23 protein-coding genes are annotated in these 25,120 nt (G+C 61.2%); 12 read left to right on the top strand and 11 right to left on the bottom strand.

What is annotated here, in order from left to right:
* Positions 1–25: 25 nt before the first annotated feature.
* The 4 genes from pgeF to JET14_RS03890 all read left to right on the top strand — a co-directional run bounded on the left by pgeF (position 26) and on the right by JET14_RS03890 (position 4,050).
* Positions 26–844, top strand: a complete 819-nt coding sequence (gene pgeF, locus JET14_RS03905; RefSeq protein WP_200336886.1) for a peptidoglycan editing factor PgeF — start codon at positions 26–28, stop codon at positions 842–844.
* A gap of 45 nt (positions 845–889) precedes the next feature.
* The gene (locus JET14_RS03900) at positions 890–2,041 is read left to right on the top strand and encodes a M24 family metallopeptidase (protein ID WP_200336885.1); all 1,152 of its coding nucleotides are present in this window, start codon (positions 890–892) and stop codon (positions 2,039–2,041) included.
* A 91-nt stretch (positions 2,042–2,132) separates the two neighbouring features.
* Entirely contained in the window at positions 2,133–2,981 is an 849-nt protein-coding gene (locus tag JET14_RS03895) for a hypothetical protein (RefSeq protein ID WP_200336884.1), read from the top strand.
* Between the two features lie 136 nt (positions 2,982–3,117).
* Positions 3,118–4,050: a ribose-phosphate pyrophosphokinase gene (locus tag JET14_RS03890; RefSeq protein WP_024709318.1), complete on the top strand. Its 933-nt coding sequence runs from the start codon at positions 3,118–3,120 to the stop codon at positions 4,048–4,050.
* 101 nt (positions 4,051–4,151) lie between these two features.
* On the opposite strand, the gene JET14_RS03885 is transcribed toward JET14_RS03890, so the two are convergent.
* A complete protein-coding gene (locus tag JET14_RS03885) occupies positions 4,152–4,535 on the bottom strand; it encodes a hypothetical protein (protein WP_200336883.1) in 384 nt (127 codons plus the stop codon).
* Positions 4,536–4,671: 136 nt separating this feature from the next.
* Complete coding sequence (locus tag JET14_RS03880; RefSeq protein WP_200336882.1) at positions 4,672–6,747, bottom strand: putative bifunctional diguanylate cyclase/phosphodiesterase; 2,076 nt, start codon at positions 6,745–6,747, stop codon at positions 4,672–4,674.
* 279 nt (positions 6,748–7,026) lie between these two features.
* Between JET14_RS03880 and JET14_RS03875 the strand changes: the two genes are divergently transcribed.
* The 3 genes from JET14_RS03875 (at position 7,027) to pth (ending at position 11,098) form a co-directional block, all read left to right on the top strand.
* Positions 7,027–7,668 (top strand): 50S ribosomal protein L25/general stress protein Ctc, encoded by a 642-nt coding sequence (locus JET14_RS03875; protein WP_200336881.1) that lies wholly within the window; start codon positions 7,027–7,029, stop codon positions 7,666–7,668.
* 265 nt (positions 7,669–7,933) lie between these two features.
* Entirely contained in the window at positions 7,934–10,204 is a 2,271-nt protein-coding gene (locus JET14_RS03870; protein ID WP_200336880.1) for a putative bifunctional diguanylate cyclase/phosphodiesterase, read from the top strand.
* 186 nt (positions 10,205–10,390) lie between these two features.
* Complete coding sequence (gene pth / locus JET14_RS03865) at positions 10,391–11,098, top strand: aminoacyl-tRNA hydrolase (RefSeq protein ID WP_200336879.1); 708 nt, start codon at positions 10,391–10,393, stop codon at positions 11,096–11,098.
* Between the two features lie 18 nt (positions 11,099–11,116).
* Here the strand turns inward: pth and clpS are convergent, their stop codons facing one another.
* Positions 11,117–11,428 (bottom strand): ATP-dependent Clp protease adapter ClpS, encoded by a 312-nt coding sequence (gene clpS / locus JET14_RS03860; RefSeq protein WP_200336878.1) that lies wholly within the window; start codon positions 11,426–11,428, stop codon positions 11,117–11,119.
* 233 nt (positions 11,429–11,661) lie between these two features.
* On the opposite strand from clpS, the gene ychF reads away from it, so the two are divergent.
* Both ychF and JET14_RS03850 read left to right on the top strand, forming a co-directional pair.
* The gene (gene ychF / locus JET14_RS03855; protein ID WP_200336877.1) at positions 11,662–12,765 is read left to right on the top strand and encodes a redox-regulated ATPase YchF; all 1,104 of its coding nucleotides are present in this window, start codon (positions 11,662–11,664) and stop codon (positions 12,763–12,765) included.
* Between the two features lie 125 nt (positions 12,766–12,890).
* Positions 12,891–13,382 carry a glutathione peroxidase gene (locus JET14_RS03850; protein ID WP_200336876.1) on the top strand — a complete coding sequence of 164 codons (492 nt, stop codon included), beginning with the start codon at positions 12,891–12,893 and terminating at the stop codon, positions 13,380–13,382.
* 240 nt (positions 13,383–13,622) lie between these two features.
* Here the strand turns inward: JET14_RS03850 and JET14_RS03845 are convergent, their stop codons facing one another.
* The 5 genes from JET14_RS03845 to JET14_RS03825 all read right to left on the bottom strand — a co-directional run bounded on the left by JET14_RS03845 (position 13,623) and on the right by JET14_RS03825 (position 19,119).
* Positions 13,623–14,162 carry an adenine phosphoribosyltransferase gene (locus JET14_RS03845; protein WP_024710225.1) on the bottom strand — a complete coding sequence of 180 codons (540 nt, stop codon included), beginning with the start codon at positions 14,160–14,162 and terminating at the stop codon, positions 13,623–13,625.
* 106 nt (positions 14,163–14,268) lie between these two features.
* Positions 14,269–15,126: a cytochrome c1 gene (locus JET14_RS03840; protein ID WP_200336875.1), complete on the bottom strand. Its 858-nt coding sequence runs from the start codon at positions 15,124–15,126 to the stop codon at positions 14,269–14,271.
* Between the two features lie 23 nt (positions 15,127–15,149).
* Positions 15,150–16,427, bottom strand: coding sequence for a cytochrome b (locus tag JET14_RS03835; RefSeq protein ID WP_200336874.1), 1,278 nt, complete (start codon positions 16,425–16,427; stop codon positions 15,150–15,152).
* Positions 16,428–16,444: 17 nt separating this feature from the next.
* Complete coding sequence (gene petA / locus JET14_RS03830) at positions 16,445–17,023, bottom strand: ubiquinol-cytochrome c reductase iron-sulfur subunit (protein ID WP_024710222.1); 579 nt, start codon at positions 17,021–17,023, stop codon at positions 16,445–16,447.
* A gap of 227 nt (positions 17,024–17,250) precedes the next feature.
* Complete coding sequence (locus JET14_RS03825; protein WP_200336873.1) at positions 17,251–19,119, bottom strand: ABC transporter ATP-binding protein; 1,869 nt, start codon at positions 19,117–19,119, stop codon at positions 17,251–17,253.
* A gap of 249 nt (positions 19,120–19,368) precedes the next feature.
* Between JET14_RS03825 and JET14_RS03820 the strand changes: the two genes are divergently transcribed.
* Positions 19,369–19,533 carry a DUF1328 domain-containing protein gene (locus JET14_RS03820; RefSeq protein ID WP_200336872.1) on the top strand — a complete coding sequence of 55 codons (165 nt, stop codon included), beginning with the start codon at positions 19,369–19,371 and terminating at the stop codon, positions 19,531–19,533.
* A 140-nt stretch (positions 19,534–19,673) separates the two neighbouring features.
* Here JET14_RS03820 and JET14_RS03815 read toward each other — a convergent pair whose 3' ends face one another.
* Positions 19,674–19,874 carry a CsbD family protein gene (locus JET14_RS03815; RefSeq protein WP_024710219.1) on the bottom strand — a complete coding sequence of 67 codons (201 nt, stop codon included), beginning with the start codon at positions 19,872–19,874 and terminating at the stop codon, positions 19,674–19,676.
* Between the two features lie 321 nt (positions 19,875–20,195).
* On the opposite strand from JET14_RS03815, the gene JET14_RS03810 reads away from it, so the two are divergent.
* Both JET14_RS03810 and JET14_RS03805 read left to right on the top strand, forming a co-directional pair.
* On the top strand, positions 20,196–21,911 hold the full coding sequence (locus tag JET14_RS03810) for a CHASE domain-containing protein (RefSeq protein ID WP_200336871.1): 1,716 nt from the start codon (positions 20,196–20,198) through the stop codon (positions 21,909–21,911).
* 781 nt (positions 21,912–22,692) lie between these two features.
* Positions 22,693–22,950 carry a hypothetical protein gene (locus JET14_RS03805; protein ID WP_200336870.1) on the top strand — a complete coding sequence of 86 codons (258 nt, stop codon included), beginning with the start codon at positions 22,693–22,695 and terminating at the stop codon, positions 22,948–22,950.
* Between the two features lie 9 nt (positions 22,951–22,959).
* On the opposite strand, the gene JET14_RS03800 is transcribed toward JET14_RS03805, so the two are convergent.
* Both JET14_RS03800 and JET14_RS03795 read right to left on the bottom strand, forming a co-directional pair.
* Positions 22,960–23,967, bottom strand: a complete 1,008-nt coding sequence (locus JET14_RS03800; RefSeq protein WP_200336869.1) for a tyrosine-type recombinase/integrase — start codon at positions 23,965–23,967, stop codon at positions 22,960–22,962.
* The gene (locus tag JET14_RS03795; protein WP_200336868.1) at positions 23,964–24,410 is read right to left on the bottom strand and encodes a hypothetical protein; all 447 of its coding nucleotides are present in this window, start codon (positions 24,408–24,410) and stop codon (positions 23,964–23,966) included. Before JET14_RS03795 ends, JET14_RS03800 begins: the two co-directional genes overlap by 4 nt.
* Between the last annotated feature and the right edge of the window lie 710 nt (positions 24,411–25,120).

The following is a 25,120-nucleotide window of genomic DNA, read 5'->3' as shown; positions in this document are numbered from 1 at the left end:
CCCAAACGCGAGACAGGATAGCCCGATGCTCCAGCCCGGCCACACAGCCGAGACCGCCGCAGACCTTACCCCGGTTCAAAGCCCGCTCCTTGGCGCAAGGCTCGCCGGCACGTCGGTGCGTCACGGTTTTTTCACGCGCCGGGGCGGCGTGTCCTCCGGCATCTACGAGAGCCTCAATTGTGGCGCGGGTTCGGACGATCGGGCCGAAGACGTTTCGGAAAACCGCGCCCGCGTCGCCGGCTGGTTCGGTGAAAAGGCCGCCCGGCTCGTCAATCTGCACCAGTGCCATTCGGCCGAGGCGATTGCCGTCAACACGTCCTTTGCCGGCGAGCGGCCGCGCGCCGATGCGCTGGTGACGAAAACGCCGGGTCTCGTGCTCGGCGTGCTGACGGCCGATTGCGGCCCGGTGCTCTTTGCCGACCCGGAAGCCGGCATCATTGGCGCTGCCCATGCGGGCTGGCGCGGCGCGCTCAACGGCGTTCTCGAGGCGACCCTTGCAGCCATGGCGAAGCTCGGCGCAAACCGCGAAACGACGATAGCGAGCCTTGGTCCCTGCATCGGCAGGCGCGCCTACGAGGTCGGTCCGGAATTCGTCGCCCGCTTCACCGAAACGGACACAGCGTTTTCGCGCTTGTTTTCGCCCTCCGAACGGGAAGGCCACGCCCTGTTCGACCTTGCCGGCTTCATAGGCCTCAGGCTTGACCGCGCCGGAATTGCGCACGACATCATCGGGCAATGCACCTATGAGAATGAGCAGGATTTCTTTTCCTATCGCCGTTCCACCCATCGCGGCGAGCCGGATTACGGCCGCCAGATCTCGGCGATCTCGATAACGGCTTCATGAGCCCTAAACGTCAATCGCGTGCCAGACACGCCCGGGGAGACAGATATGGCGCTGATCTTTGACAACGAGGAATATGCCGACAGGCTGGAGCGGCTGAAGAGCGCGATGGCCGCCAAGAAGCTCGATGCCGTGCTTCTGTTCGCGCAGGAAAGCATGTACTGGCTGACGGGCTACGACACGTTCGGCTTCGTCTTCTTCCAGTGCCTTGCGGTGACAGCCGACGGCAAGATGACGCTTTTGACCCGCTCGGCAGACGTCCGCCAGGCGCGCCAGACATCCAACATCTCCGATATCCGCATCTGGGTCGATCGCGGCCAGACAGATCCGAGCCGCGACCTGAAGGAGATGCTGGCCGATCTCGACCTGCTCGGCTGCCGCATCGGCGTCGAGTATGACACGCACGGCATGACCGGGCGCTCCGCCCATCTGCTCGACCAGCAGCTCTCCACGTTCTGCCAGCTCGAGGACGCGTCCTATCTCGTTTCAAATCTGCGCCTGATCAAGAGCCCGGCCGAGATCACCCATATCGAAAAGGCCGCAGTGCTTTGCGATGACGCCTTCGACGCGGCGCTGCCCCTGGTCAGGCCCGGCGCGGACGAAGCCGAAATCCTTTCGGCGATGCAGGGCGCCGTGCTTTCCGGCGGCGGCGATTATCCGGCCAACAACTTCATCATCGGCTCGGGCGAGAGCGCACTTTTGTGCCGCGCCAAATCGGGCCGACGCCGGCTCTCGGAAAACGACCAGTTGACGCTCGAATGGGCGGGCGTGTCCGGGCATTACCATGTTGCGGCCATGCGCACGCTGGTGATCGGCGAGCCGAGCGACCGTCATCACGCGCTGTTCGGCGCGGCGAAGGCGACGCTGGAGGCGATCGAGGAATTGCTACGGCCGGGACACAGTTTCGGCGACGTCTTCGACAAACACGCCGAGATCATGGATGCCCGCGGTCTTTCGCGCCACCGGCTGAACGCCTGCGGCTATTCGCTCGGCGCGCGGTTCGCCCCGTCCTGGATGGAGCACCAGATGTTCCATGCCGGAAACCCGAATCCGATCCTGCCGTCCATGTCGCTGTTCGTGCACATCATCATCATGGATTCAGACAGCGGGACGGCAATGACGCTCGGACGCACCTACCTGACGGGCGAGGACGATCCCAAACCGCTTTCCAGGCTTGGCCTCGACCTTTACGCAAAATAAAGCATGATCGTCGCCCGCGTTTGACAAACCAGCCCCCTCTCCCGAAAATCGCCAGTATTTTCAACGGAAAGGGCGTGGTCAGATGATGCGTATGGCAAGCATTCTCCTTGCTGCGGGCCTGCTTGCCGCCTGTTCCGCCACAGACGTGATGACGGTGGCGTCGACGCCCCCTGCCCCTGTCGGCGATGCCGCGCCGCAGGCCTATCAAAACCCGCCGCCGGTCGCCGCCGCACCGCAGACAAGCGTCGCCCGCCGGAGTCTTGCCGCTCCTGCCTCGCCCTCCTACGGCAATCCGGGCAGCAACCAGGTCACGACGGACGAGGCCGCCACCGCGCTTGATGCCACGCCCGGACGCGGCCGCGCGCCCTCCACCTTCGGCCAGCAGGCAGACCAGCTCGGCCTGGCGCCTTCAACAGCGCCTGCAGGGACGACGCCTGCAACGGCCGCGCCTCGGCAAGCGGCAATGACCCAACAGGCCCCGGCGCCCGAGACCATGACGCAACAGGCACCGCCGCAGCAGGTCGCATCCGCCCCGCCTGCCGCAAAGCAGCCGGCGTCGGTCACCACCGTCCAGTCAGTCCGCTTCCTGCCAATCATCGGCGCCCCTTCCGACAAGCTCGAGCCGCTCTCGGCCCGTCTCGGCGACAGCGTGCGCGCGGCCGGCCTCACCATCGTGCCGATGGGCGAGACGGCGGCAGACCTCTCGCTCAAGGGCTATTTTTCGGTCGTCAACGACGACGGCCGGGTCTCTGTCGTCTATGTCTGGGACGTGATCGGCTCGGACGGCCTGCGTCTTCACCGCATCCAGGGCAGCGAAGCCGCGCCGGCAGGCGGGTTTTCCGGAAGCGACCCCTGGGAGGCGGTGACGCCGGAGATGATGGCCGATGTCGGCCAGAGATCCGTCGGATCGCTGCTTGCCTGGCTCGACAGCCAGGGTTGATGCGCGCAGCCCTTTCCTTTTGGCCACATTGAAACGGTAAAGTCGGTTGAAACCGTCACAAGACCGTAACAACCGCCTTGCAATCACCAGCAGGCCGGTTAAAAAGCGGGCAGGAAGACGCAACGGGCGGTATGACATGAAGGTTTTCGCGGGCAATTCCAATCGACAGCTTGCCGAAGCGATCTGCAACTATCTCAATGTCCCGATGGGCAAGGCGAGCGTCAGGCGGTTCGCCGATCAGGAAATCTTCGTGGAAATCCAGGAAAACGTGCGCGGCGAGGACGTTTTCGTCGTCCAGTCGACGTCTTTTCCGACCAATGACCACCTGATGGAACTGCTGATCATGATTGATGCGTTCCGTCGCTCCTCGGCGCGCCGCATCACGGCGGTCCTCCCCTATTTCGGCTATGCACGACAGGATCGCAAGCCCGGCCCGCGCACTCCGATCTCGGCCAAGCTGGTGGCCAATCTGATCACCCAGGCCGGGGCCAACCGCGTGATGACGCTTGATCTTCATGCCGGCCAGATCCAGGGCTTTTTCGACATTCCCACCGACAATCTCTATGCACTGCCGATCCTCGCGCGCGACATCAAGGCGCGCCGCAATCTCGACAATGTCATGGTGGTCTCGCCCGATGTCGGCGGCGTTGTACGGGCCCGCGCGCTCGCCAAGCGGCTCGACTGTCTTCTCGCCATCGTCGACAAGCGGCGCGAGCGGCCGGGCGAATCCGAGGTCATGAACATCATCGGCGAGGTCGAGGGCAAGGAATGCATCCTGATCGACGATATCGTCGATTCCGGCGGCACGCTCTGCAACGCCGCCGAGGCGCTCTTGAACAACGGCGCGCTCTCCGTGACCGCCTACATCACCCACGGCGTCCTGTCGGGATCCGCCACCCAGCGCATCAGTTCCTCCAAGCTCGAAGAACTGGTGATCACCGACTCGATCCAGCCACGCGGGGAGATGGTCGCCGCCAGCAATATCCGGGTGATCTCGACAGCCGCGCTGATCGGCGAGGCGATCAACAGGACGAGCCACGAATCCTCCGTCTCGAGCCTTTTCGACTAGATGTTCGGTTCCGCCTTTCGCGGACGCGCGGAACCGCTCTATCTCTTTGTTGTGACGCATTTTCACAGACGTCAGATGTTCCGGTCTGTTGGCGAATTACTCTAGCCGAATACGTGGCCGAAGACCAAGGTGCCGATGACCACCGCTGAAGCCATCAGGCCCTGTCCCCAGCGCACCGCCCGGCAGCTCAACACCTTGATATCCAAAGGCACGCCGCCGGCGGCGCCGCTGTTTCGGGCAGCCTGGGCCAGGCTCACAAGCAAAGTCTGCCCCGCGCCGAGCGCCATATTGTTGTTGATGCAGAAGATTGCGTATGCGCCAGCAATGGCGATCACGCGGGCCGTGCTGAACCCATCGCCGCTGCTGTAGGAGATGACATAGCCGGCCACGGCCAGGCTGACGGCCGAGAAATAGGCCCACAGCTTGTCGACAGCGTTGTTTTGCGCCTGAAACGCGTCCAGCGCATCCTTGACGCTCAATGTCATCGCACCTCTCCTGTCCGGCCCGCCCTCCAAGAAGCGCATGTCGCCGGAGAAAACGCAAGTCCGACAGTTGCGCAAGACAGCGGAACCCGCAGGCGGAAGCCACGCCCGCCTTTCGGGACGTCCGGACCAACTGCCGTCAGCGACTCTGCACCGGCGAACGCCCGGGATCTCTCGCCGGCCCGCCAAAGGCGCCTTCATCAGTGACAATAGCTTCTATCTCGGCGCGCGGTTTCGGCTTGCCGAAATAATAACCCTGGGCGCGCGGACATCCCTCGCGCCGCAGGAATTCCAGCTGTTCTTCGGTTTCCACGCCTTCGGCGAGCACGCGCAGGCCGAGGCTTTCGCTGATGATGACGGTCGAGCGGACGATTGCGGCCGACAGAGTGTCATGCGGCAGGCCGGACACGAAGGAACGATCGACCTTGATCTTGTGGAAGGGAAACTGCTGCAGCGTCGCCAGCGACGAATACCCGGTACCGAAATCATCCATGGCGATCTTGACCCCGAGCGCCCGCAACCGGGCGAAGGTCTCATGGGCCCGGTGGACATTCTCGACGATGCCGCTTTCGGTGAATTCAAGCTCAAGCCGGTCGGCCGGAAGCCCGCTCTCGCGCAGGATATCGCCCACCTTTTCCGGAAAATGCAGATCCGCAAGCTGCTGGGGCGCGACATTGACCCCGACCTGATAAGGCTGTTTCCAGTGCACCGCATCCATACAGGCCTCGCGCAGCACCCACTCCCCGAGCGTAACGATGAAGCCGGTCCTTTCGGCAAGAGGAATGAAATCATCGGGCGGGATCAGTCCGAGATCCTTGTGGAACCAGCGCAACAGAACCTCGAAACCGAAAATCGAACGATCGTCCGTCAGGTGCTGTTGCTGATAATAGAGCCGGAACTCGCCGTCCTCCAGCGCACGACGCATGTCGAGCGCCAGCGCGTTCATCTGCCGCTCTCCATGGTCCAGCGCCTCGTCGTAGAAGGCCAGCGTCCCGGCCTTGCCCCGCTTTGCCCGCTGCAGCGCGGCATCGACCCTGGCCACGAGTTCATCTGCAATCCGACCGTCGCCCGGAAAAAGGGCGCAACCGCCATGAAGAATGATCTCGATCCGCTTGCCCTGCCATTCAAGCGGCTGCGCGATCTCGCTCATCACCCGGCGACAGACCTTCAGCACGTCCTGGCGATGCCGGTAGCCGCGCAGGAGAACCGCAAACTCGTCATTGCCTGCCCGCGCGACGAAGGCATCGCCCGGCAGGACGCCGACGATCTTCTGCGCGATAATGCCCAGAATGAAGTCGCCGGCGGCATTGCCGTGCACGACATTGATCTCCTTGAAGCCCTTGATGTCGAGAAATCCGACGGCGAACGACGTGTCGCTCTGGCTTTCCTCCAGCATGCGCTGCAATTCCTCGATCAGCGTGCGCCGGTTCGGCAGGCCGGTGAGCGCATCGTGCGCGCTGGCGCGGTGCAGTTGCGAGGAGACGATCTTGCGATTCTTCGCATCGAGCATCAACAGCCCGAGGCCGAGCACGATCACCATGCCCGCCGCCTGCGCGGCGAAGAAGGTCATTGTCTGCGGTTGCAGTCCATCGCCGGGAAAATGGATCGTGCCGTCGGGGACGACCGTGAGCCCGGCGAGGCTTACCATGTGGACGGCAAAGATCGCGAGCACCACGAGTGCGGTCGCCAAGGCCTGGTTCCAGCGCCCGGGAATGCGGTTCGCAGCGGAACTGGAAACCACGCCGATGATCGCTCCCAGGACAAGCGAGGCCACGACATAGTCCGCGGACCAGACGAATCGTCCTGGGACATCGAAACCCGCCATGCCAATGAAATGCATCAGCGCGATGCCGAGGCCGAAGACCGCGCCGCCCGCTTCAACCAGCAGGGTTTTGCCGCCGCTGCAGACGATCAGCATGCCGAGCGTGGTGGTGGCGATCGCCGCCCCGAGCGACAGGAAGGTCAGTACCGGGTCGTAGGCGTGCGGCTGATCAAGCCTGTAGCCGAGCATCGCGGCAAAATGCGTGCACCAGATGGTCATGCCGCCGACAATGCCGGCCAGAAGCAGCCACAGCCAGGAATGGACCAGCGGCAGGGAGCGAACCCGCCCGACGAGGCTTATCGCCAGATAGGATCCCACAAAGGCGATGATCAGCGCGGCCGCAAGCGAGCGGCGCGTATGCTCGACAACAAGGCACGAGATGAGTGCGTCCACACGGTCCCCTCGGGCAACAAACCCCTAAAACAACGTCACTACGTCTATTATTAGCCCTTTGGATTTCGCCTTAACAGCAAAAAGCTAAGGTTGAAGCGGACGTTGCATTCAATCGTCGCGCCGGCGCGCTCCAGCCTTGCCTTTTCGCCGGGCCTCCTATATAGCCACCCCGTTCGCGCAGACACCCTTGGAGGCAGCGCGAATGAGGGCCTGACCCTCCGTTTTGTCGGCGATAATGATTGCCGGCACAACGCTCCAGACAACCTGAAAGGAAATGCCATGAGCAACAACAGCTCTCTGCTCACGGCCGAAGCGCGCGAACGGGTCGGTAAGGGGTCCTCCCGCGAACTGCGCCGCAACGGCCTGGTGCCCGCCGTCATCTACGGCGACAAGAAAGCCCCTGTCTCGATCGCGGTCTCCCGCAAGGAAGTGACCAAGCGTATCTTCGACGGTGGCTTCATGACCACGACCTTCACGATCGAAGTCGGCAAGGACAAGTACATGGTCCTGCCGAAGGATTACCAGCTCGATCCGGTCCGCGACTTCGTCATGCATGTCGACTTCCTGCGGATCTCCGAAAAGAGCACCGTCACGGTTGCCGTCCCGGTTCACTTCATCAATGAAGACACCTGCCCCGGCATCAAGAAGGGCGGCGTTCTGAACATCGTCCGTCACGAGGTCGAGTTTCACTGCCCGGCAAACGCCATTCCCGACAGCATCACTGTTGACCTTGCGACGGTCAATGTCGGCGAATCGATCCATATCTCCGCCGTCGACCTGCCTGCAAAGGTGACCCCGGTCATCACCGACCGCGATTTCACCATCGCAACGATCGCCGCTCCGGCCGGCCTGAAGTCCGAGCAGGACGGCGCTGAGGCGGACGAGGCCGCCGAAAACGAGGGCGATGCCTCGGAAGAATAAACCTCCGGGCCCCATGTCTGCTGATGCCGAAGCCGCGGGCGTGCCCGCGGCTTCTTTTGTTTTCGAACGCAGGCAGAATGGCGGCGCAAGATACTCTATGCCGATCGTCTGTTGGCCGGATCCGGCTCGTTAGGTGTTTCTTATTGCGGGTCCGTTAAAAAGAAGGCATGTTTTACGGAAGTCAAAGCTTACATTCTATTGCGGCCCGGGCAGGCTCGTCCGCACTATCGAGACAGACCGTGGAAAAGGGACCACGTATACGCACATGATCAGACTGCGCTTCCAGAAAGACCTTCTGATCGCCCTCTCAGGAGCCTGCCTCGCCAGCCTGGCCCTGCTGACGGTCTCGCTCTATTCGCTCTGGACTATTCAAACGGATCACGTGCGGGTCTCGCGCCATGTCGCCCAGCTTGCAGAGATCAGCGCGCCGGGGCTCGCCGCGTCTCTGGCCGCGGCAGACTACGCGACAATCGAGAAAATTGCGGCTGCGATCAAGAACGCGCCCGACATCGAAAAACTGGAGATCCGCAACGAGACCGGGACGCTCGACCTGATGCTTCAGGACGGGAGCAGTGACGCCGACCTTGCCTCGCTTACCCGTCCGCTGGTCGCCGGTCCGGACGGGGACGCCGGGCAGATCGGCCGCATCCGGATCTATTTCCCCGACCGGACGGCAAGTCATGCCGGGTTCTGGTGGATATCGCTCGCGGCAGCGATGGCCGCCGGAACCCTGCTGTGGGGCATCTGGCGTCTGCGGCGCGCGCTCGAACGGGACATCGCGCACGGCAATCAATTGCCGTACGGAAAAGGGCCTGGCCGGGGACGCGGCGACAACCGCTCGCCCCAGCGGCGTGACGGCGCCGGACAAGAAGACATCCCGGCTCCTTTCGGCCATCTTTTCGACAGCGAGACCCACATGGCCAGCCTGGTCTCCGAAGAGGGGCATCTCGTTGACGTCAGCAAGGGCTGGCTTACGCGGAGCGGTTATCGCCGCGAAGCCGTCGTCGGCGTCAAGATTACCGAATTTCTCGCAGATCCTGACCGGGAAATGATCAGAAAACGCCTTTCGGACATGCGGACGGAGCAGAGACCGCAAAAGGGAACGCTTCGATTCCGGCGGGCTGATGGTTCCGTTTCAGACGTCTGGTTCTCGGCAACCGCTGTTTTCATGCCCGATGGAAAGGCCTACACGCTTTCGGTAATACAGGATATTTCGGAACTGACGGGCAAGAGCGGCAAGCCGATCACGGCGGAATTCTCAGACTATCTGACCGGCCTCGTGAACCGGGTCGGCTTCGAGAAAATGCTAGCAGACCTTGTGGCCGGTGCCGCGCCGGAAGACCGGATCGCCTGCCTGATCGTCGACCTCGATCGATTCAAGGCAGTCAACGATCACCATGGCTACGCCGCCGGCGAGGAGATTCTGCGCGCATTCGTCAAGCGCGCCGCGGGCGCGTTGCAAACGGCATCCCTTTCGGCCAGGTTGGGCGGCGACGAGTTCGCGGTCGCCGTGGCCGGCGCGGACGCGCCATCAACGGCAGCGTCGATCGCCCGGGCGCTTCATGCAGCCACCGCCGAGCCATTCCAGATAGGAGCGGCGGCGATTTCCGTTACCGTCAGCATCGGTATCGCCTTTAGTCCGGAAGATGCGACCGACAGCGAAGATCTCATCCGTTTTGCGGCCATCGCGGCGACCTCGCGCAAGGCGGAAGGCGGCAACGGCATTCGTAATTTCGAGCCGCAGATGCTTGCGAGCAGGAAGAGGCGAAGGGAGACGGAAGCCGACATTCTGCGCGGTATCGAGGAAAACCTGTTTGAACCGAACTTTCAGCCAATCACCTGCCTGAAAAGCGGCCAGATCATCGGTTTCGAGGCCCTGATGCGTCTCAACCACCCCGAGAAGGGCCTGATCCCGCCGGCCGAGTTCATCGCCATCGCCGAAGAGACGAAGTGGATCGATCGCGCAGGCCGGCAATTGTTCACCAAGTCCCTTTCGGGCCTCGGCGCGCTCAGCCGCGCGCGCGGCGACGACCGGCTGCATATCGCCGTCAACCTGTCGCCGGTGCAGTTGACGCCTCAGAAAGTCGCCTTCATGGCCGATGAGCTCAAAGCCCACGGCATTGACGCCGGCCGTCTCACCGTCGAAATCACCGAAGCCGTCTTCATGGAAGACAGCCGGCGGGTATCCGACAGCCTGCGCATGCTGAAGGAGATGGGCTGCAGGATCGCACTCGATGACTTCGGCACCGGTTACTCCTCGCTCTCCTATCTCACGCGCTTCCACGTCGATACGATCAAGATCGACCAGACCTTCACCAAGGGTTTGACCCACAGCGACGCCGTCCTCGCCGCCCGCAGCCGCAGGCTGATCGAAGGCATTGTTGCGATCGCCCGCAAAATGGACTGCACGATGGTTGCCGAAGGGGTGGAGGATGAGGAACAGGCAGAGCAGGTGCGCGCCATCGGCGTGGCATACGGCCAGGGTTACCTGTTCTCGCCGCCGCTGCCGCTGGAGGCGGCGCTGAAGCGCGTCTAGACCTATCGTGGTCAGATGGACGCACCTGGCATCCGCGAAAAAGCGTCAAGACAAACGGAGAGAGCGGTTGCGCCTTCCCCTGAAAGACGGAACCGATCCAGATCGCCCTTCGTCGGACGGGCGCATATTGACATCGACACGTAAACACTGTGGAACAAGGCCGATTTTCGAAAAGGACGGCGCATCATGTTCATCATCGCGGGTCTCGGCAATCCGGGCGGGCAATATGCCGGCAACCGCCACAATATCGGCTTCATGGCCGTCGATGCGATTGCCGACAAAAACGGCTTTTCGCCCTGGTCCGCCAAGTTCAAGGGGTTGATTTCCGAAGGAAGCCTTGCCGGCGAGAAGGTGCTGCTGATCAAGCCGCAAACCTTCATGAACCTTTCCGGCGAGAGCGTGGGCGAAGCGCTGCGCTTCTACAAGCTTTCCGTCTCGGATCTGCTGGTGATTTATGATGAGCTTGACCTGATCCCCGGCAAGGCCCGGATCAAGACCGGCGGCGGCTCCGGCGGGCATAACGGCATCAAGTCGATCGACGCCCATTGCGGCAAGGAGTACCGGCGCCTGCGGCTCGGCATCGGCCACCCCGGCGACAAGGCGCGCGTGCATGGCCACGTGCTCGGCAATTTCGCCAAGGCGGACAGCGAATGGCTGGAGCTCTTGCTGGAGGGCATTGCAAAAAACGCCGATCTTCTGGTGCGCGGCGAGGATTCGCAATTCATGAACAGAATTGCAACCGGCGGAGCGGCAGCGCCGGAAAAAACCGCACCCAAGCCCGCCAAGGCGCAATCGCATATCCACAAGGCCCGCCAGCGCGGACAGCAGACGATGCCCGAGAGCGGCCCGATGGCGGACATGCTGAAAAAAATGTTCGGCCAGAAGAAGGACTGACCAACGGGTTCCCGGGGCTCAGTTCTCCGGCTCGGTGATGAACATCAGCGGAAAACCCGCCTGTTTGGCAAGATCGATGGCTTCCTTGGCCTTGGTTTCGGCAATATCGCGGCTGTAGACCGCGACCACGCATTTGCCCTTCTGGTGCGCCGTCATCATCACGTTGTAGCCCTGTTCCTCGCTCATGCGGAAAACCGCCTTGAGGATCACCAGCACGAACTCGCGCGGGGTGAAGTCGTCATTGACGAGAATGACCTTGTAAAGGCGCGGCCTGGCCACCTTCAGCTTCGTGGATGTCTTGCGTTTCGTATCCGAGCCCGTGTCGCTCATGGCCGACCCGTCCATTGTTTGTCGTCGTCAGAAAAGAGGAATAGGCGGCCGGCGCAGGTGCGCATCGCGTCAGGAAATGACAAACCGCAACTCTCCTATCTTGCGCCCTAAGGTCCGATTTCGCAAGGGCGCCCCCTCAGAAAAGCCGCTCATTGCCGATGAGGCCTTGACCTCAGACGCCTTCATCGCCCATAGCCACGGGCCAGGAAACGAATTTAAAGCAGGATATCCCCATGGGCTTCAAATGCGGAATTGTCGGCCTGCCCAATGTCGGCAAGTCGACCCTCTTCAACGCGCTGACCAAGACCGCCGCAGCTCAGGCCGCCAATTATCCCTTCTGCACGATCGAGCCCAATACCGGCGAGGTCGCCGTGCCGGATCCGCGCATGGCGGAGCTCGCGAAGATTGCCGGCTCGAAGGAAATCATCCCGACCCGCATCTCCTTCGTGGATATCGCAGGCCTCGTGCGCGGCGCCTCCAAGGGCGAGGGCCTCGGCAATCAGTTTCTCGCCAATATCCGCGAGGTTGACGCCGTGGTCCATGTGCTGCGCTGCTTCGAGGATGACGACATCACCCATGTCGAGGGTCGGATCGACCCGGTGGCCGATGCCGATACGATCGAAACCGAACTGATGCTCGCCGACCTTGAAAGCCTCGAGCGACGCGTCGACCAGACCCGCAAGCGAGCGACCGGCAAGGACAAGGAGGCGCAGACCCTGCTGCCGGTCATGGAAGCCTCGCTGAAACTGCTTCAGGACGGCAAGCCGGTGCGCTCCCTGCTGAACGAGCTCGATGCGGAAGACGTCAAGATCCTCAAGGGGCTGAACCTTCTGACCTCGAAGCCGGTGCTCTATGTCTGCAATGTCGCCGAGGGCGATGCGGCCAAGGGCAATGCCGAGACCGAGAAGGTCGCTGCCATGGCTGCCGAACAGTCCGCCGGAACGGTCATCATCTCTGCGGCCATCGAGGCGGAAGTCGCCCAGCTCGATGCCGAGGAAGCGGAGATGTTCCTCTCCGAAATGGGCCTCGAGGAAGCAGGCCTCGACCGGCTGATCCGCGCCGGCTACGAGCTTCTGGAGCTGATCACCTATTTCACCGTCGGCCCGAAGGAGACGCGCGCCTGGACCATCCGCCGCGGCACCAAGGCGCCCGCTGCGGCCGGCGTGATCCATACCGATTTCGAACGCGGCTTCATCCGCGCCTTCACCATCGCCTATGACGACTTCGTCGCCTACAAGGGCGAGACCGGCGCCAAGGAAGCCGGCAAGGCTCGCGACGAAGGCAAGGAGTATGTCGTCCAGGACGGGGACGTCATCCACTTCCGGTTCAATACCTAGGCGAAAAGACATCAGGTCCATCGGGAAGGTCGGTCGCTCGCGAACCGGCCTTTCTTTTTCGCTTGAAGCGCGCGCGCCCTTGCCCCACCTATCTTCAACGATAGCAACAGGCGGGCGAACAGCATATGACCATCTACGATTTCTCAGCCAAGAGCATCGACGGCAAGACCGTCGACCTTTCCGACTACAAGGGCCATGTGCTCCTGATCGTCAACACGGCGAGCCAGTGCGGTTTCACGCCGCAATATGAGGGGCTTGAGGACCTGTACCGGAAATATCGCGAACAGGCCTTTTCCGTGCTCGGCTTTCCCTGCAACCAGTTCGGCGGGCAGGAGCCGGGGGACGAGGACGAGATCGACTATTTCTGCAAGATGCAGTACGACATCGATTTCCCGATGTTCGCCAAGGTCGACGTCAACGGCGACGACGCCCATCCGCTGTTTAAATATCTGAAGAAGGAAAGACCGGGCTTTCTCGGCTCCGGCATCATCAAGTGGAATTTCACGAAATTCCTGATCGATCGCGACGGCGTGCCGATCAGGCGGTTCGCGCCAACGGTCAAGCCCGAGGACATCCAGGACGACCTCAACGACGCGCTGGCTGTTGGCGTAGAGTAATGCTCCAGGAGCAAGGCCTCTATGGCCTCAGCGTGTTGACAAATTTATCCTCACACTCGGCGTCATCCTCGGACTTGATCCGAGGATCCAGGCAGCGTGGCGAGAACTCACAATAAGTCTTTGTCAGCTCAATGGCTCAAGTCGCCTGGATGCTCGGATCAAGTCCGAGCATGACTCTCGTGGGAAGGCATACGGCGGTATCAGCTTGCATTTTCATGGGCTTGTCAGCAGTCTGAGGCCTCAGTGGCCTTCGTACTGCACCAGCGAGCGAACCTCGACGCCCATGTCCTCAAGCTTCCTGCGGCCGGGCAGGTCCTTGAGATCAATGATGAAACAGGCCGAGACGATCTCGGCGCCGATCTGGCGCAAGAGCTTGACCGCGCCTTCGGCCGTGCCGCCGGTCGCAATCAGGTCGTCGACCAGGATGACCTTTTCGCCGGGTTTGACGGCGTCGACATGCATCTCCATCTCGTCCTCGCCATATTCCAGCGAATAGGTCATGGAGACGGTCTTGTCGGGCAGCTTGCCCTTCTTGCGGATCGGCACGAAGCCCGCGGAAAGCTGGTGCGCCAATGCGCCGCCCAGAATGAAGCCGCGCGCCTCGATGCCGGCGATCTTGTCGATCTTCATGCCCACATAAGGCTGAACCAGTTCGTCGACGGCGCGACGAAAGGCGCGGGCGTCGCCCAGAAGCGTGGTGATGTCGCGAAAGATGATGCCGGGCTTCGGATAATCCGGAATCGAGCGAATGGCTTTGAGCAATTCAGGATTGGCACTCATCTTCTGACGTCCTTCAATTGATCTTTCTTTCAGGCATGGCGCTCGGGCCGGGCATCAAAAAGGCGGCCTGGGCCGCCTTTCCTTGTTCACGTCCCGGCGCGAAAAATCAATCGTGCTTGCGGGCATAGACCGATTTTTTCGTGAGGAACACCAGAACCGCCATGATCACCAGGAACACCATAACCACGAGCCCCGTCTGCTTGCGCTCCTCAAGCTTCGGCTCGGCCGTCCACATCAGGAATGCCGCGATGTCCCGCGAGTACTGATCCACCGTCTCCGGCGCGCCGTCATCATAGGAAACGATCCCGTCTGAAAGCGGCGGCGCCATGGCAAGCGCGGCAGCGTTGGCGAAATAGGGATTGTAATAGGTGCCGGCTGGAATTTCCGCGCCTTCCGGCGGTTCCTCATAACCGGTCAGAAGCGCGTGGATGTAGTCCGGTCCGCCCTCCTGATACTGGGTGAAGATGTCGAAGACGAAAGTCGGGAAACCGCGCGTTATGCCGCGGGCTTTCGCCATCAGCGACAGGTCCGGCGGCGCGGCGCCGTTGTTGGACGCCGCCGCCTGCTCGGGATTTTCGAACGGCGCCGGGAAATAGTCCGAGGGAATGCCCGGCCGCATATACATGTTGCCGTCATTGTCGGGTCCGGCCTCGATCTCGTATTCGGCGGCAAAGGCCTTCACCTGCTCTTCGGAATAACCGAGATCGGAGAGCGTGCGGAAGGCCACCAGGTCGAGCGAGTGACAGGCCGAGCAGACGTCCTTGTAAACCTTCAGTCCGCGCTGCAGCTGGCCGCGGTCATAGGTGCCGAACGGACCGGCGAAGCTCCAGTCCATCTGCTCTGGATGTTCCAGCGGATAATGCGGCGTGCCGCCTTCCTCCCCGTCTTCCGCGGCAAGAGCCGTGGTGAGACAGAACGGCAAAAGAAGCGCCGAGAACAGAACCGTGGCGATAAGCTTTTTCATGGTTTTTCCCCTCTCGCCACGCATTACGTATTGCTCTCGGCCGGCTTCTTGCGCGCGGCCTCCTTTTCGAGGACCGCTTCGGTAATCGAATTCGGTATCCGGGTGGGTTTCTCGATCAGGCCGAGCACCGGCATCAGCACCAGGAAAAACGCGAAATAGAACAGCGTTCCAAGCTGCGACATGACCACGAACACGCCTTCCGCCGGTTGGGAACCGAGCCAGCCGAGCATGATCGCATTGGCGACGAACAGCCAGAAGAACAGCTTGAACCAAGGCCGGTAGGCGGCCGAGCGGACCTTTGACGTATCGAGCCAGGGCAGGAAGAACAGGATGATGATCGAACCGAACATCACCAGCACACCGCCAAGCTTCGAATCGATCGGGCCGACATCGAAGGTGATCGCCCGGAGCATCGCGTAGAAGGGCAGGTAATACCATTCCGGCACGATATGGGACGGCGTCTTCATCGAATCGGCCGGGATGTAATTGTCCGGATGGCCGAGGTAGTTCGGCATGTAGAAAATGAACCAGACATAGGCGATGAGAAAGATCGTCACGCCGAACGCGTCCTTCAGCGTCGCATAGGGCGTGAACGGCACGGTATCGCTCTTCTGCTTGACCTCGACGCCCGTCGGGTTGGTCTGGCCGGTTACATGCAGCGCCCAGATATGCAGCACGACGACGCCGGCGATCATGAAGGGCAGCAGGTAATGGAGGGCGAAAAAGCGCTGAAGCGTCGGTTCGCCGACGGCAAAACCGCCCAGCAGAAGCTGCTGTATCCAGTCACCGATCAACGGAAAGGCGGTGAAGAAGCCGGTGATCACGGTCGCGCCCCAGAACGACATCTGCCCCCACGGCAGGACGTAGCCCATGAAACCGGTCGCCATCATCAGCAGGTAGATCACCACGCCGAGCATCCACAGTATCTCGCGCGGCGCCTTGTACGAGCCATAATAGAGGCCGCGGGCGATATGCAGATAAACCGCGATGAAGAAGAAGGACGCGCCGTTTGCATGCATGTAGCGCAGCATCCAGCCGTAGTTCACGTCACGCATGATCTTCTCGACCGACAGGAAGGCGGCGGAAGTCGATGACGTGTAGTGCATGGCCAGGACGACGCCGGTCGCGATCTGTACCAGCAGCATGACCGACAGCATGGCGCCGAATGTATAGGCATAGTTCAGATTGCGCGGCACGGGATAGGAAACGAAGCTGTCATACAGCATCCGGGGCAGCGGCAGGCGCGCATCCATCCATTTCGCCATGCCGTTCTTGGGCACATAGCTCGAGTGTCCACTCATGATTCAGTCTCTCCCCCTCAACCGATCCTGATCACAGTGTCGGACGTAAATTCGTATAGCGGTATGGCAAGGTTCTGCGGCGCGGGGCCTTTGCGGATCCGGCCCGCCGTGTCGTAGTGCGAGCCATGACAGGGACAGAACCACCCGCCGAAATCGCCGGCCTGGCCAAGCGGAATGCAGCCGAGATGGGTGCAGGACCCGATCATGACGATCCAGTTCTCCTTGGCCTCTCCGGCTGAGCGGTCGACATCTGTCGCCGGCGATCCTGCCGGCAGGTTCTCGTTGCGCGCCTCCGGGTCCTTGAGCTCGGAGAGCGGCACCTCCTTCGCCTCCTCGATCTCGCGTTCCGTGCGGTTGCGGATGAAAACCGGCTTGCCGCGCCATTTCACCGTCAACGACATTCCAGGCTCGAGACTGGATACGTCCACTTCGACGGTCGAAAGGGCCAGCGTCGAGGCATCCGGCCGCATCTGGTCGATGAACGGCCAGGCAACGGCGGCCGCGCCCACGGCAGCGGCCACCCCGGTTGTCAGATACAAAAAATCGCGCCGGGTCGGTTCGCCGGAATGATCCGTCGAAACAGTCTCGTCTTGCACCGCTATCCCTCCATCAGCTGATGCCGTTGCCTGCGGTGACGTCCCTCCTTCGCCGTAACGAAAGCGCCTGGGCAACGTTCATATGATCGCCAAGTTTTATGCATGATTATTCAGGATGTCCAGTGTTTGACCGATTTCAATCACAGGCAATGGTTATCGCCGATGAACCGAGCGGAAACGGCCGGCCCGCCCCCTTGCCGTGCTGCAACCGCGAAACCGGAAAACGCCTACTCCCCGTCGTCGAGCTCGGGCAGGAAACCACCGGACTGTCGGGCCCAGAGCGAGGCGTAGAGCCCGCCCTTTTCGATCAGCGCCTCATGGGTGCCCTGCTCCACGATCCGGCCCTTGTCCATGACGATCAGCCGGTCAAGCGCGGCGATCGTCGACAGGCGGTGGGCGATGGCGAGCACCGTCTTGCCCTCCATCAGCTTCATCAGATTGGCCTGGATCGCGGCCTCCACCTCCGAATCAAGGGCCGATGTCGCCTCGTCGAGGACAAGGATCGGCGCGTCCTTCAGCATCACCCGCGAAATCGCGATGCGCTGGCGCTGGCCGCCGGACAATTTCACCCCGCGTTCGCCGACATAGGCATCAAGCCCCCTGCGTCCGCGCAAATCGACCAGATCGGCAATGAAACTGTCTGCTTCCGCCCGCTCGACCGCCTCCCAGAGCATGTCATCATCGGCGTTTTCATTGCCGAAACGGATATTGTCGCGGATCGGGCGATGAAGCAGGCCGGTATCCTGGGTCACCATGCCGATCTGGGCGCGCAGGCTCTCCTGGGTAACCTCGGCGACATTCTGGCCGTCGATCAGGATCCGCCCGCTGTCAACGTCATAGAAGCGGAGCAGAAGGTTGACGAGCGTGGACTTGCCCGCGCCCGACCGGCCGACGATGCCGACCTTTTCGCCCGCCCGAATGTCAAGGACAAGATCGCGGATCACGCCTTTGCCGCCGTCATAACCGAAGCTGACGTGATCGAAGCGGATTTCTGGGCTGCGCAGAACGAGCGGCACGGCATCCGGCTTGTCAACAAGGCCGATCGGCTGCGAAATCAGCTCTGCCGAGTTCTGGATGGTGCCGATGGCGCGCATGATGCCGTTCAGCTGCATCATCAACCGCCCGAGCAGCATGGACAGTCGAAGCGACAGGCCGAGCGTGAAGGCGACGTCGCCCGAGGTAATGTCGCTCGAGAACCACAAATGCACCGAGAACGCCGCGATGGCGGTGATCATCACCCCCGACAGCAGGCTGAGCGACGCCCTGACGCCGGTGATCAGCCGCGTAAAGGCCTGAACGCGCGCGATCAGGCGTTCAAAGCCGCCGCGCATATAGACGTCATTGCCCTCGTCGCTGCCGAAGAGCTTGAGCGTCAGGATATTGGAAAAGGAATCGACCATACGGCCGGACATCATCGAATTGGCTTCGGCCAGTTCACGAGCGTTCTCCCGGATGCGCGGCACGAAGAAGCGCGCCAGCACCGCGAAGATCGCGATCCACAGCGCAATCAGCGCCGCCAGCCGCCAGTCCAGCGCGGCCACCAGCGCCATGGTCGATATCGCGTAAATCGCCATGAACCAGACGACCTGCAGGAGCGACGACATCAGATCGCCGATCGACTGGCCGGCCGCCGTCACCTTGGTCACGATCCGGCCGGCAAAATCATTCTGGAAAAAGTCGAGCGACTGACGTGCGACATAGCGGTAGGACTGCCAGCGCACAAGATTATTGAACCCGGGAACGATCGTCTGTTCCTCGATCAGCATCTGCAGCGCGGTAAGTCCCACCCGGACGACAACCATGGCAAAGGCCATGCCGATGAGCGCCGCGCCGTGTTCGGCCATCAGCCCCGACCAGCCGGCTTCGCGCGACGTGCCGTCGAGTATGTCGATCAGCACGCCCATGAACCAGAAGGAAGCCGATTCCATGATCGCCACGCCCCCGCCGACGACAAGCATGGCGAAGAACGGCCATTTCGCCTGTCGCAGGAAGAACCAGAGAAAAGCCAACAGCTTCTCCGGCGGCTGCTCCGGCGCGCGGTCGGCCAGCGGGTCGATCCACCGCTCGAACAATGCTGCAATGCGCTGAAATATCATGACGGCAAGAGATACAGGGATTCGGCAGGCGCGCCAATGATCGTTCGATCAAAAGAAAGAGGCTCTCCATCCCGGCGGAGAGCCGTCTGGTCGGGGCGGCTTCCTCCCCTTGTCCCCGTGAATCAAAAACCTCCTGTCAAAGCCGGAAGCTGCCGGCAGTTTTGGGCGGCGGCGACCGCCTTTTTGCGCTTCGGGGGGAACTGAGGCAGCGAGAAGGCGTTTTTCCTGCATGAAACAAAGGAGAGTATCATGCTTTACTATGCCGCTGTCTTTCTGGTCATTGCCCTTGTTGCCGCCGCACTCGGCTTCGGCGGCATCGCCGGCGCATCCGCGGGTATCGCCCAGGTCCTTTTCTTCCTCTTCCTGCTGTTCTTCGCCGTTGCGGTGATCGTCAACTTCGCGCGCAGCCGGTGAGGTCGCCTCCCGAGCGGACCTCGAAGCGGGCCTTCTCCGGAAGGTCCGCTTTTCGTTTGTCGTCGCCTTGTCCGGAAGCGGATACGAAAAAAGCAGCGGCGTTTCCGCCACTGCCTTTTTTCGCTCCGTCGCTTTCGCGATCAGTTCATGCGCGACATCCACGTGTCGACGTCGCGTTCGGCCTCGTCACGTTCCTTGCCGTAACGCTCCTGAATCTTGCCGACGAGCTTCTCGCGATTGCCCGCGACGACGTCCAGGTCGTCATTGGTCAGCTTGCCCCACTGGGCCTGTGCCTCACCCGTAAACTGCTTCCAGTTGCCTTCGATACGATCCCAGTTCATAAGCCTGCTCCTTTCAGCTTGCTTTGTCGTTCGGTTGGGTAAACGCGCGACGGATCGCTGCGGTTCCGTGACGACGAGAGGTTTAGGCGGACCTCCGAAGGCGGCGGCAGGTTGATTGACAACATCTGAAAAACAGGGGATGTAAATCAAAGCGCTTCGTTTTTTTATTTCGGCAGGCGCTTACCCGCCACCTTGGCCGGACGTTTGCCAGCAAAGCGTTTTATCGGCGAAACATCATTGAAAAGAGACATTTTCGCCGGCCGGGCGAAATGGAACGGGAACGGCGTTCAAACCTGAAATCTAGGTCAGCCGCGAAAAAGCATGCGAAAGATTTTCGATAGAGTTGGAGCGGTCGGGTTTCCTTCGCCGAACCGGCTTTTGCCGGCGCTGGTATTCGTCGTCGTTGCCGCGATCGGTCTTGGCATGTCGTTTTCGATCTACCGGGCCTCCGAGGTCGAACGGCGCGCCAAGTTCGAGATGGTCGCCGGCGATGCCGTCGACCGCATCGTCTCGCGCTTCTACCAGCACATGTCGCTCCTGGAGGCGACCAAGGCCTTTTTCGAGGCGACCGACGGGATGGTCGACCGGGAGGCTTTCCGGACCTATGTCGAGGGCCTTGATACAGAAGGCCGCTATGACGGCATCCAGGGCATCGGGTTTGCCCGCATGGTCTACGCCGGCAACGAGGCCAAGGCCGAGGACATGATCGCGCGTTTTTACAGCGATGACATCGCAATCTGGCCGGAGACCGATCAGGATTACCGTGCCGCCATCGTCCTGCTCGAGCCGGAAGACGAGCGCAACCGTGCGGCGATCGGCTTCGACATGTACAGCGAACCGGTGCGACGGGAGGCGATGGCAGATTCCTTTGCCACGGACACGCCGCGCGCCAGCGGCCCGGTCGAGCTCGTCCAGGAGATCACCGCGCAGAAGCAGGCGGGCTTCCTGCTCTACCTGCCCTTCAAGATGGATGAGGGGCCGAACTCCGCCGACGGCAACCTGCCGCTCTCGGGCTTCATCTACGCACCGTTCCGCGCCGGCGATCTCTACCAGGCGGTGATGGACGACGGCCCGACCGTGCCGGTCGCGATCGAGGCCTACGACAAGGAGGCGCCCGGAACCCCGCTGTTCAGGTCATCGACCTTCGACGCCGCCCTGGAGCGCAGCGATCTCGAGGTCACACGCGAAGTCGATATCGCCGGGCGGACCTGGGTGCTGGAAATGGCGCCGAGCGCCGCCTTCGAGAAGGCCGAGTTCGACATCACGCCCTTTGTCGTCGGTTCCGTCGCCCTGCTGCTGGCAGTGGCGCTTGCCCTCGCCGCCCAATGGCAGATCAAGGCGCTGGCTGCGGCGCGGGAAGTCCAGCGGGTCACCCAGAAATCGCTGCAGGAACGGGAGCTGATGCTTCAGGAGATGAAGCACCGGATCAAGAACTCGATCGCCCGCATGCTCGCCATTGCCCGCCAGACTGCCTATCATGCAGAAAGCCTCGACCAGTTCATGGAATCCTACGCCGCACGGCTTCAGGCCATGTCCACGGCGCAGGATGTGCTCACCCGCTCGCGCTGGCAGAGGGCCGACCTCAGGGAGCTCCTCTCAAAGGAACTCGAGCAGGTCTTCGGCGACGCGGATGCCCATTACGAGGTTTCCGGCCCGGCTGCCGAGCTTGACGAGAAGGCCACACAGGCCTTCAGCCTGACCTTCCACGAACTGGCGACCAACGCGCTCAAATATGGCGGAATGGCGAATGACGGCGGCAGCCTGAACGTCACCTGGACCTATGAAGGAACCGGCGCGGGGCGCAAGTTGAGGCTCCTCTGGCAGGAAGGCGGCGCGCCCGTTGCCAAGCCCGAGCGCAAGGGTTTCGGCACCCGATTGATCGATGCCAACATCATCGGCGAACTGCAGGGTACGATCGAGCGGCACTATCGCGAGGATGGGCTTACCGTCGAAATCGCCTTTCCCAACCCGACGGAGACCGGCGGGCGCCGCCCGCGCTGGCGCCGCCGCCGTGCGAGAAAGTCCGCCGACCGCTAGCGCATCGGCCCGAAAATCGGAATCGATTTTCGGAAAGCCCGATGCGCCCTGTCACTCAGGCGAAAGGCGTCGAGACGGTCTTTTGAAATATCGATGCCGATGCTATCATTCATCATCTTCGCGTGTCCTATGCTTGTCATGCAGAGCCCAAAAGCTGCTGCGTATCCGTTCAGGCCTCATGCGAAGACGGTGGCCGATCACACTCTAACACGGTCCATGTTCCTTGCGGTTCACGACCAAGCCCCTACCGATCCGACCACCGCCACTGACCGCCGCGTGGAAGGCGGCAGTCAGTGGCTCTTCTTCGCAGAAAAGCCGGGAAAAATCATAAGACAAGCGCCGTGCTTCCGCCTGCTGGCTGACAGCGAGCCGAAAAGGTCAATCTTGGTCGCGCTTTACACCCATAAGAACTGTGCCGGGTCATTAGGTTTGAACTTTGCGATCCCTGTAACATATTGAAATAACTAGCATGAGAAAGTGAAACGTCCACGACTTTGGCCTTTTTCGTCACCCAGATTGATCCGAAACGGTAAAAATGGGCCCGTCGAAACGAGCCTTTTGATTAGTGCAGCCGTGTGATTGATCTCAAATGACGTCAGATCGCCTATAGAATCTGGTCCCCTTTTCCCAACGAAATGCCGGCAGCACTCCTTCAGCGGCAAGCTTTTGGGAAAGCGGGCCCTGGATCGTGTCCCGCCGCGTGGTGTAGCTGACGGGTGGTCACCAGTGTTTTTCCGGTAAGGTCGGGTTGTTGAAGCTCAACCTGATGGAAAGACCACCGATGACCAACGACATGATGAACCTGCGCTCACTCGTTGAGGCGGGCGAGACAGGCGAGAGCGTTCAGTCCTCGCTCTCGATCACCGCCAAGCCAGAGATCGACGACAGTTCGCTACGCAGCACGCTCGCCCTCGCCAACGCTCTTCGGTCTGCCCTCTCTGCGATCGATGTCGCCATCGGCGAAATTGCGCGGAAGGCCGACACCAAGCTCTCGCGCGAGATGAACCGAAACTTCTCTGACCATGGGGTTGCGCCGTAGCGCGCGACCTCAAGTGCCGCCGGGATCCAAAGCCGTAAAAGACCACCCGCGCTTCCCTGCCACCCTGCCGATGCCGGGAGCGACCATTTTCACATAGCGCTCATACTCGGTCGATTTCCATCCCCCTTCCGTCTTCAGCCGGAGAACATCTTTGGTCTGGTCGTAGAACCACGTCGCCCAACTATGCCGGCAGATATGCGGCGTGTAGCGGGCCGGGTCGAGCCCGGCGGTCTCGACCGCTCGCGAGAAAGGCTTCGATATCTGCCCTCCCCGGTTATTACCGTGATCGAACGAATGACCGTCAGCACATCGAAAAAGGCTGCCCGGTACGCCGATAGTCGGCAACCGAGACCATGCTGCGACGGTCCTGGACGTGAGCGAGATAATGCGCTCCTCGCCGTTCTTCGTGTTCCGGAGAATGGCATAACGATGGCTCAGGGAGACATCACGGCTGTCAAGCGTGATGGCCTCTCCCATGCGCATGCTTTGACCGAAAAGCCCTGTCACCAGGGTTACAAGGAACTGGTTTTGCTCGGCGGCGAGCGCAACAAGGACCGCGTCAGCCTCCTCAGGGGTGAAAAACTGAATCTTGCGCTTTCCACCCGACGGGGACACCAACCGCGGTGGAGCGCAAAGCTCTTCGTTGGCAGCGAAGTTCAGGACGGCCTTCATAGGGGTGTAGAGCCGGCGCCGGATGGTCGCCGGCGCGGCTTTGGGATAGATGGCGTTGGCCGCCGCCCGCATCTCGGCGTTTCGGATCTCCGCAACCGGCGTGTACTGAAAGTGCTTTTCGATCCGATCGAGGAAGCCCGCATCTCGCCCGGCCTGGCGGAAAAGGCTGATCACCTGCTGGACGGTCAGTTCTCCCTCAGGAACCGAATGGGCGTCTCCTGCGATAATTTCCGCGGCGATCCTTTCGCATTGCCGCTTTGCTGCGGCATAGGTTTTCTGACCGGTACTGCGCTCGATCCGCTTGCCGTTAATCGTACCCCGCGCGACGTAGAACGGGTTCTTCATGATTGCGGCAGAGAAGCACATTTCTTTGCTTGAAGGCTGTCTGCGCCACCAAGAAGTTCCTGGGGGCTTGCTCCGACAGGCGCCTCATCAGGCTTCGATACCGTTCTGAACTGCGCTTTCAGACCATTAGGATCGGGCTTGATCACATAGACGAAGCCGGCGTCGTCCTGCTCGCGCAGCAACACGATGCCGTCCTCGGAAGGCTTGATCCAGTCCAGGACATACGGATAAAAAAGCGGCATGCTCTCGGCATTGTCGCTGAAGCTGACAGTGGCGTATGGGCCGATGACGATGAAATCCGATGATCTGTCGGTGCATGACCTGCCATCGCTGATGGCCCATATGCCCTGAACCTCCTCGGGAACTGAGTTCATCTCCGATAACGGTTCAGACCAGGCTTGTCCTGACATCAGAAAACCGACAACGATTGCGCAGCCGGCCAACTTTCGATTCCTCAACATCGTCGCTCCCCCGCTTTGCCGAGCTGTCCGACAACCGTAACACCAAAGCAGCCTCGCCGCCTGCCTGAAATTCCAGCACCGAAGCGAACGCAAACGAGCGCTTTCGCGCCGACAGCCTTCCAGGGTTTATTTGCCCGGGAAAACACACAAGCGAGCGAGATATTGAGCACGCATAACCGGAAAAGCGCGGAAAATGCTTAAAAAGCAGGGAAATTCAGTCGCAACACGACGCAACACAACCATCGGGTGATTTTTCACTAAGTTTTTGATTTTGTTTGGCTGGGGAACCTGGATTCTCAGCCAAACTGGATCGAAATCCAAGCCTTTGAAATAAAAGAGCAAAAACGAACATCAATCTGCTGTGCTACAGCTTCATGCAACATAGATGCGACGCGGGTTCATTGCAATGGCAAATGAAGCTGTCCATGTGAGCAACATAGAGCCGGGCAATATCGCCGGCGACGAACTTGATTGAACACATCGGACTGGCAGCAGCGCGAGCAATCGCGCGCCGAAGCTGCCTTAATTGCTGGCCTTTCTCCCGAATAGCTTGAAACTCTGGATGGTTCGCTCTCCTTCGATCCTGCAATCTATCAAACACGATTTCACTGGTTTCGTTCCGCTCCAGAGGACTCTTGCGTAGTCGACCACTGTCATGTGCCGATGTCGGCTTTCCTGTTAATTACGGACAA

It is taken from the genome of Martelella lutilitoris, from assembly GCF_016598595.1.
Taxonomy (GTDB): Bacteria; Pseudomonadota; Alphaproteobacteria; order Rhizobiales; family Rhizobiaceae; genus Martelella; species Martelella lutilitoris_A.
This window is presented reverse-complemented; position numbering and strand designations above follow the sequence as displayed.

Bases quoted from the DNA above. Each gene is read 5' to 3' on its own strand.
- JET14_RS03825 (WP_200336873.1), bottom strand. From the start codon at position 19,119: ATGATATTTCAGCGCATTGCAGCATTGTTCGAGCGGTGGATCGACCCG.
- JET14_RS03840 (WP_200336875.1), bottom strand. From the start codon at position 15,126: ATGAAAAAGCTTATCGCCACGGTTCTGTTCTCGGCGCTTCTTTTGCCG.
- JET14_RS03895 (WP_200336884.1), top strand. From the start codon at position 2,133: ATGGCAAGCATTCTCCTTGCTGCGGGCCTGCTTGCCGCCTGTTCCGCC.
- JET14_RS03800 (WP_200336869.1), bottom strand. From the start codon at position 23,967: ATGAAGAACCCGTTCTACGTCGCGCGGGGTACGATTAACGGCAAGCGG.
- JET14_RS03870 (WP_200336880.1), top strand. From the start codon at position 7,934: ATGATCAGACTGCGCTTCCAGAAAGACCTTCTGATCGCCCTCTCAGGA.
- clpS (WP_200336878.1), bottom strand. From the start codon at position 11,428: ATGAGCGACACGGGCTCGGATACGAAACGCAAGACATCCACGAAGCTG.
- JET14_RS03885 (WP_200336883.1), bottom strand. From the start codon at position 4,535: ATGACATTGAGCGTCAAGGATGCGCTGGACGCGTTTCAGGCGCAAAAC.
- pth (WP_200336879.1), top strand. From the start codon at position 10,391: ATGTTCATCATCGCGGGTCTCGGCAATCCGGGCGGGCAATATGCCGGC.
- pgeF (WP_200336886.1), top strand. From the start codon at position 26: ATGCTCCAGCCCGGCCACACAGCCGAGACCGCCGCAGACCTTACCCCG.
- JET14_RS03845 (WP_024710225.1), bottom strand. From the start codon at position 14,162: ATGAGTGCCAATCCTGAATTGCTCAAAGCCATTCGCTCGATTCCGGAT.
- JET14_RS03835 (WP_200336874.1), bottom strand. From the start codon at position 16,427: ATGAGTGGACACTCGAGCTATGTGCCCAAGAACGGCATGGCGAAATGG.
- JET14_RS03805 (WP_200336870.1), top strand. From the start codon at position 22,693: ATGACCAACGACATGATGAACCTGCGCTCACTCGTTGAGGCGGGCGAG.
- JET14_RS03875 (WP_200336881.1), top strand. From the start codon at position 7,027: ATGAGCAACAACAGCTCTCTGCTCACGGCCGAAGCGCGCGAACGGGTC.
- JET14_RS03810 (WP_200336871.1), top strand. From the start codon at position 20,196: ATGCGAAAGATTTTCGATAGAGTTGGAGCGGTCGGGTTTCCTTCGCCG.
- JET14_RS03890 (WP_024709318.1), top strand. From the start codon at position 3,118: ATGAAGGTTTTCGCGGGCAATTCCAATCGACAGCTTGCCGAAGCGATC.
- JET14_RS03900 (WP_200336885.1), top strand. From the start codon at position 890: ATGGCGCTGATCTTTGACAACGAGGAATATGCCGACAGGCTGGAGCGG.
- JET14_RS03815 (WP_024710219.1), bottom strand. From the start codon at position 19,874: ATGAACTGGGATCGTATCGAAGGCAACTGGAAGCAGTTTACGGGTGAG.
- JET14_RS03820 (WP_200336872.1), top strand. From the start codon at position 19,369: ATGCTTTACTATGCCGCTGTCTTTCTGGTCATTGCCCTTGTTGCCGCC.
- JET14_RS03850 (WP_200336876.1), top strand. From the start codon at position 12,891: ATGACCATCTACGATTTCTCAGCCAAGAGCATCGACGGCAAGACCGTC.
- ychF (WP_200336877.1), top strand. From the start codon at position 11,662: ATGGGCTTCAAATGCGGAATTGTCGGCCTGCCCAATGTCGGCAAGTCG.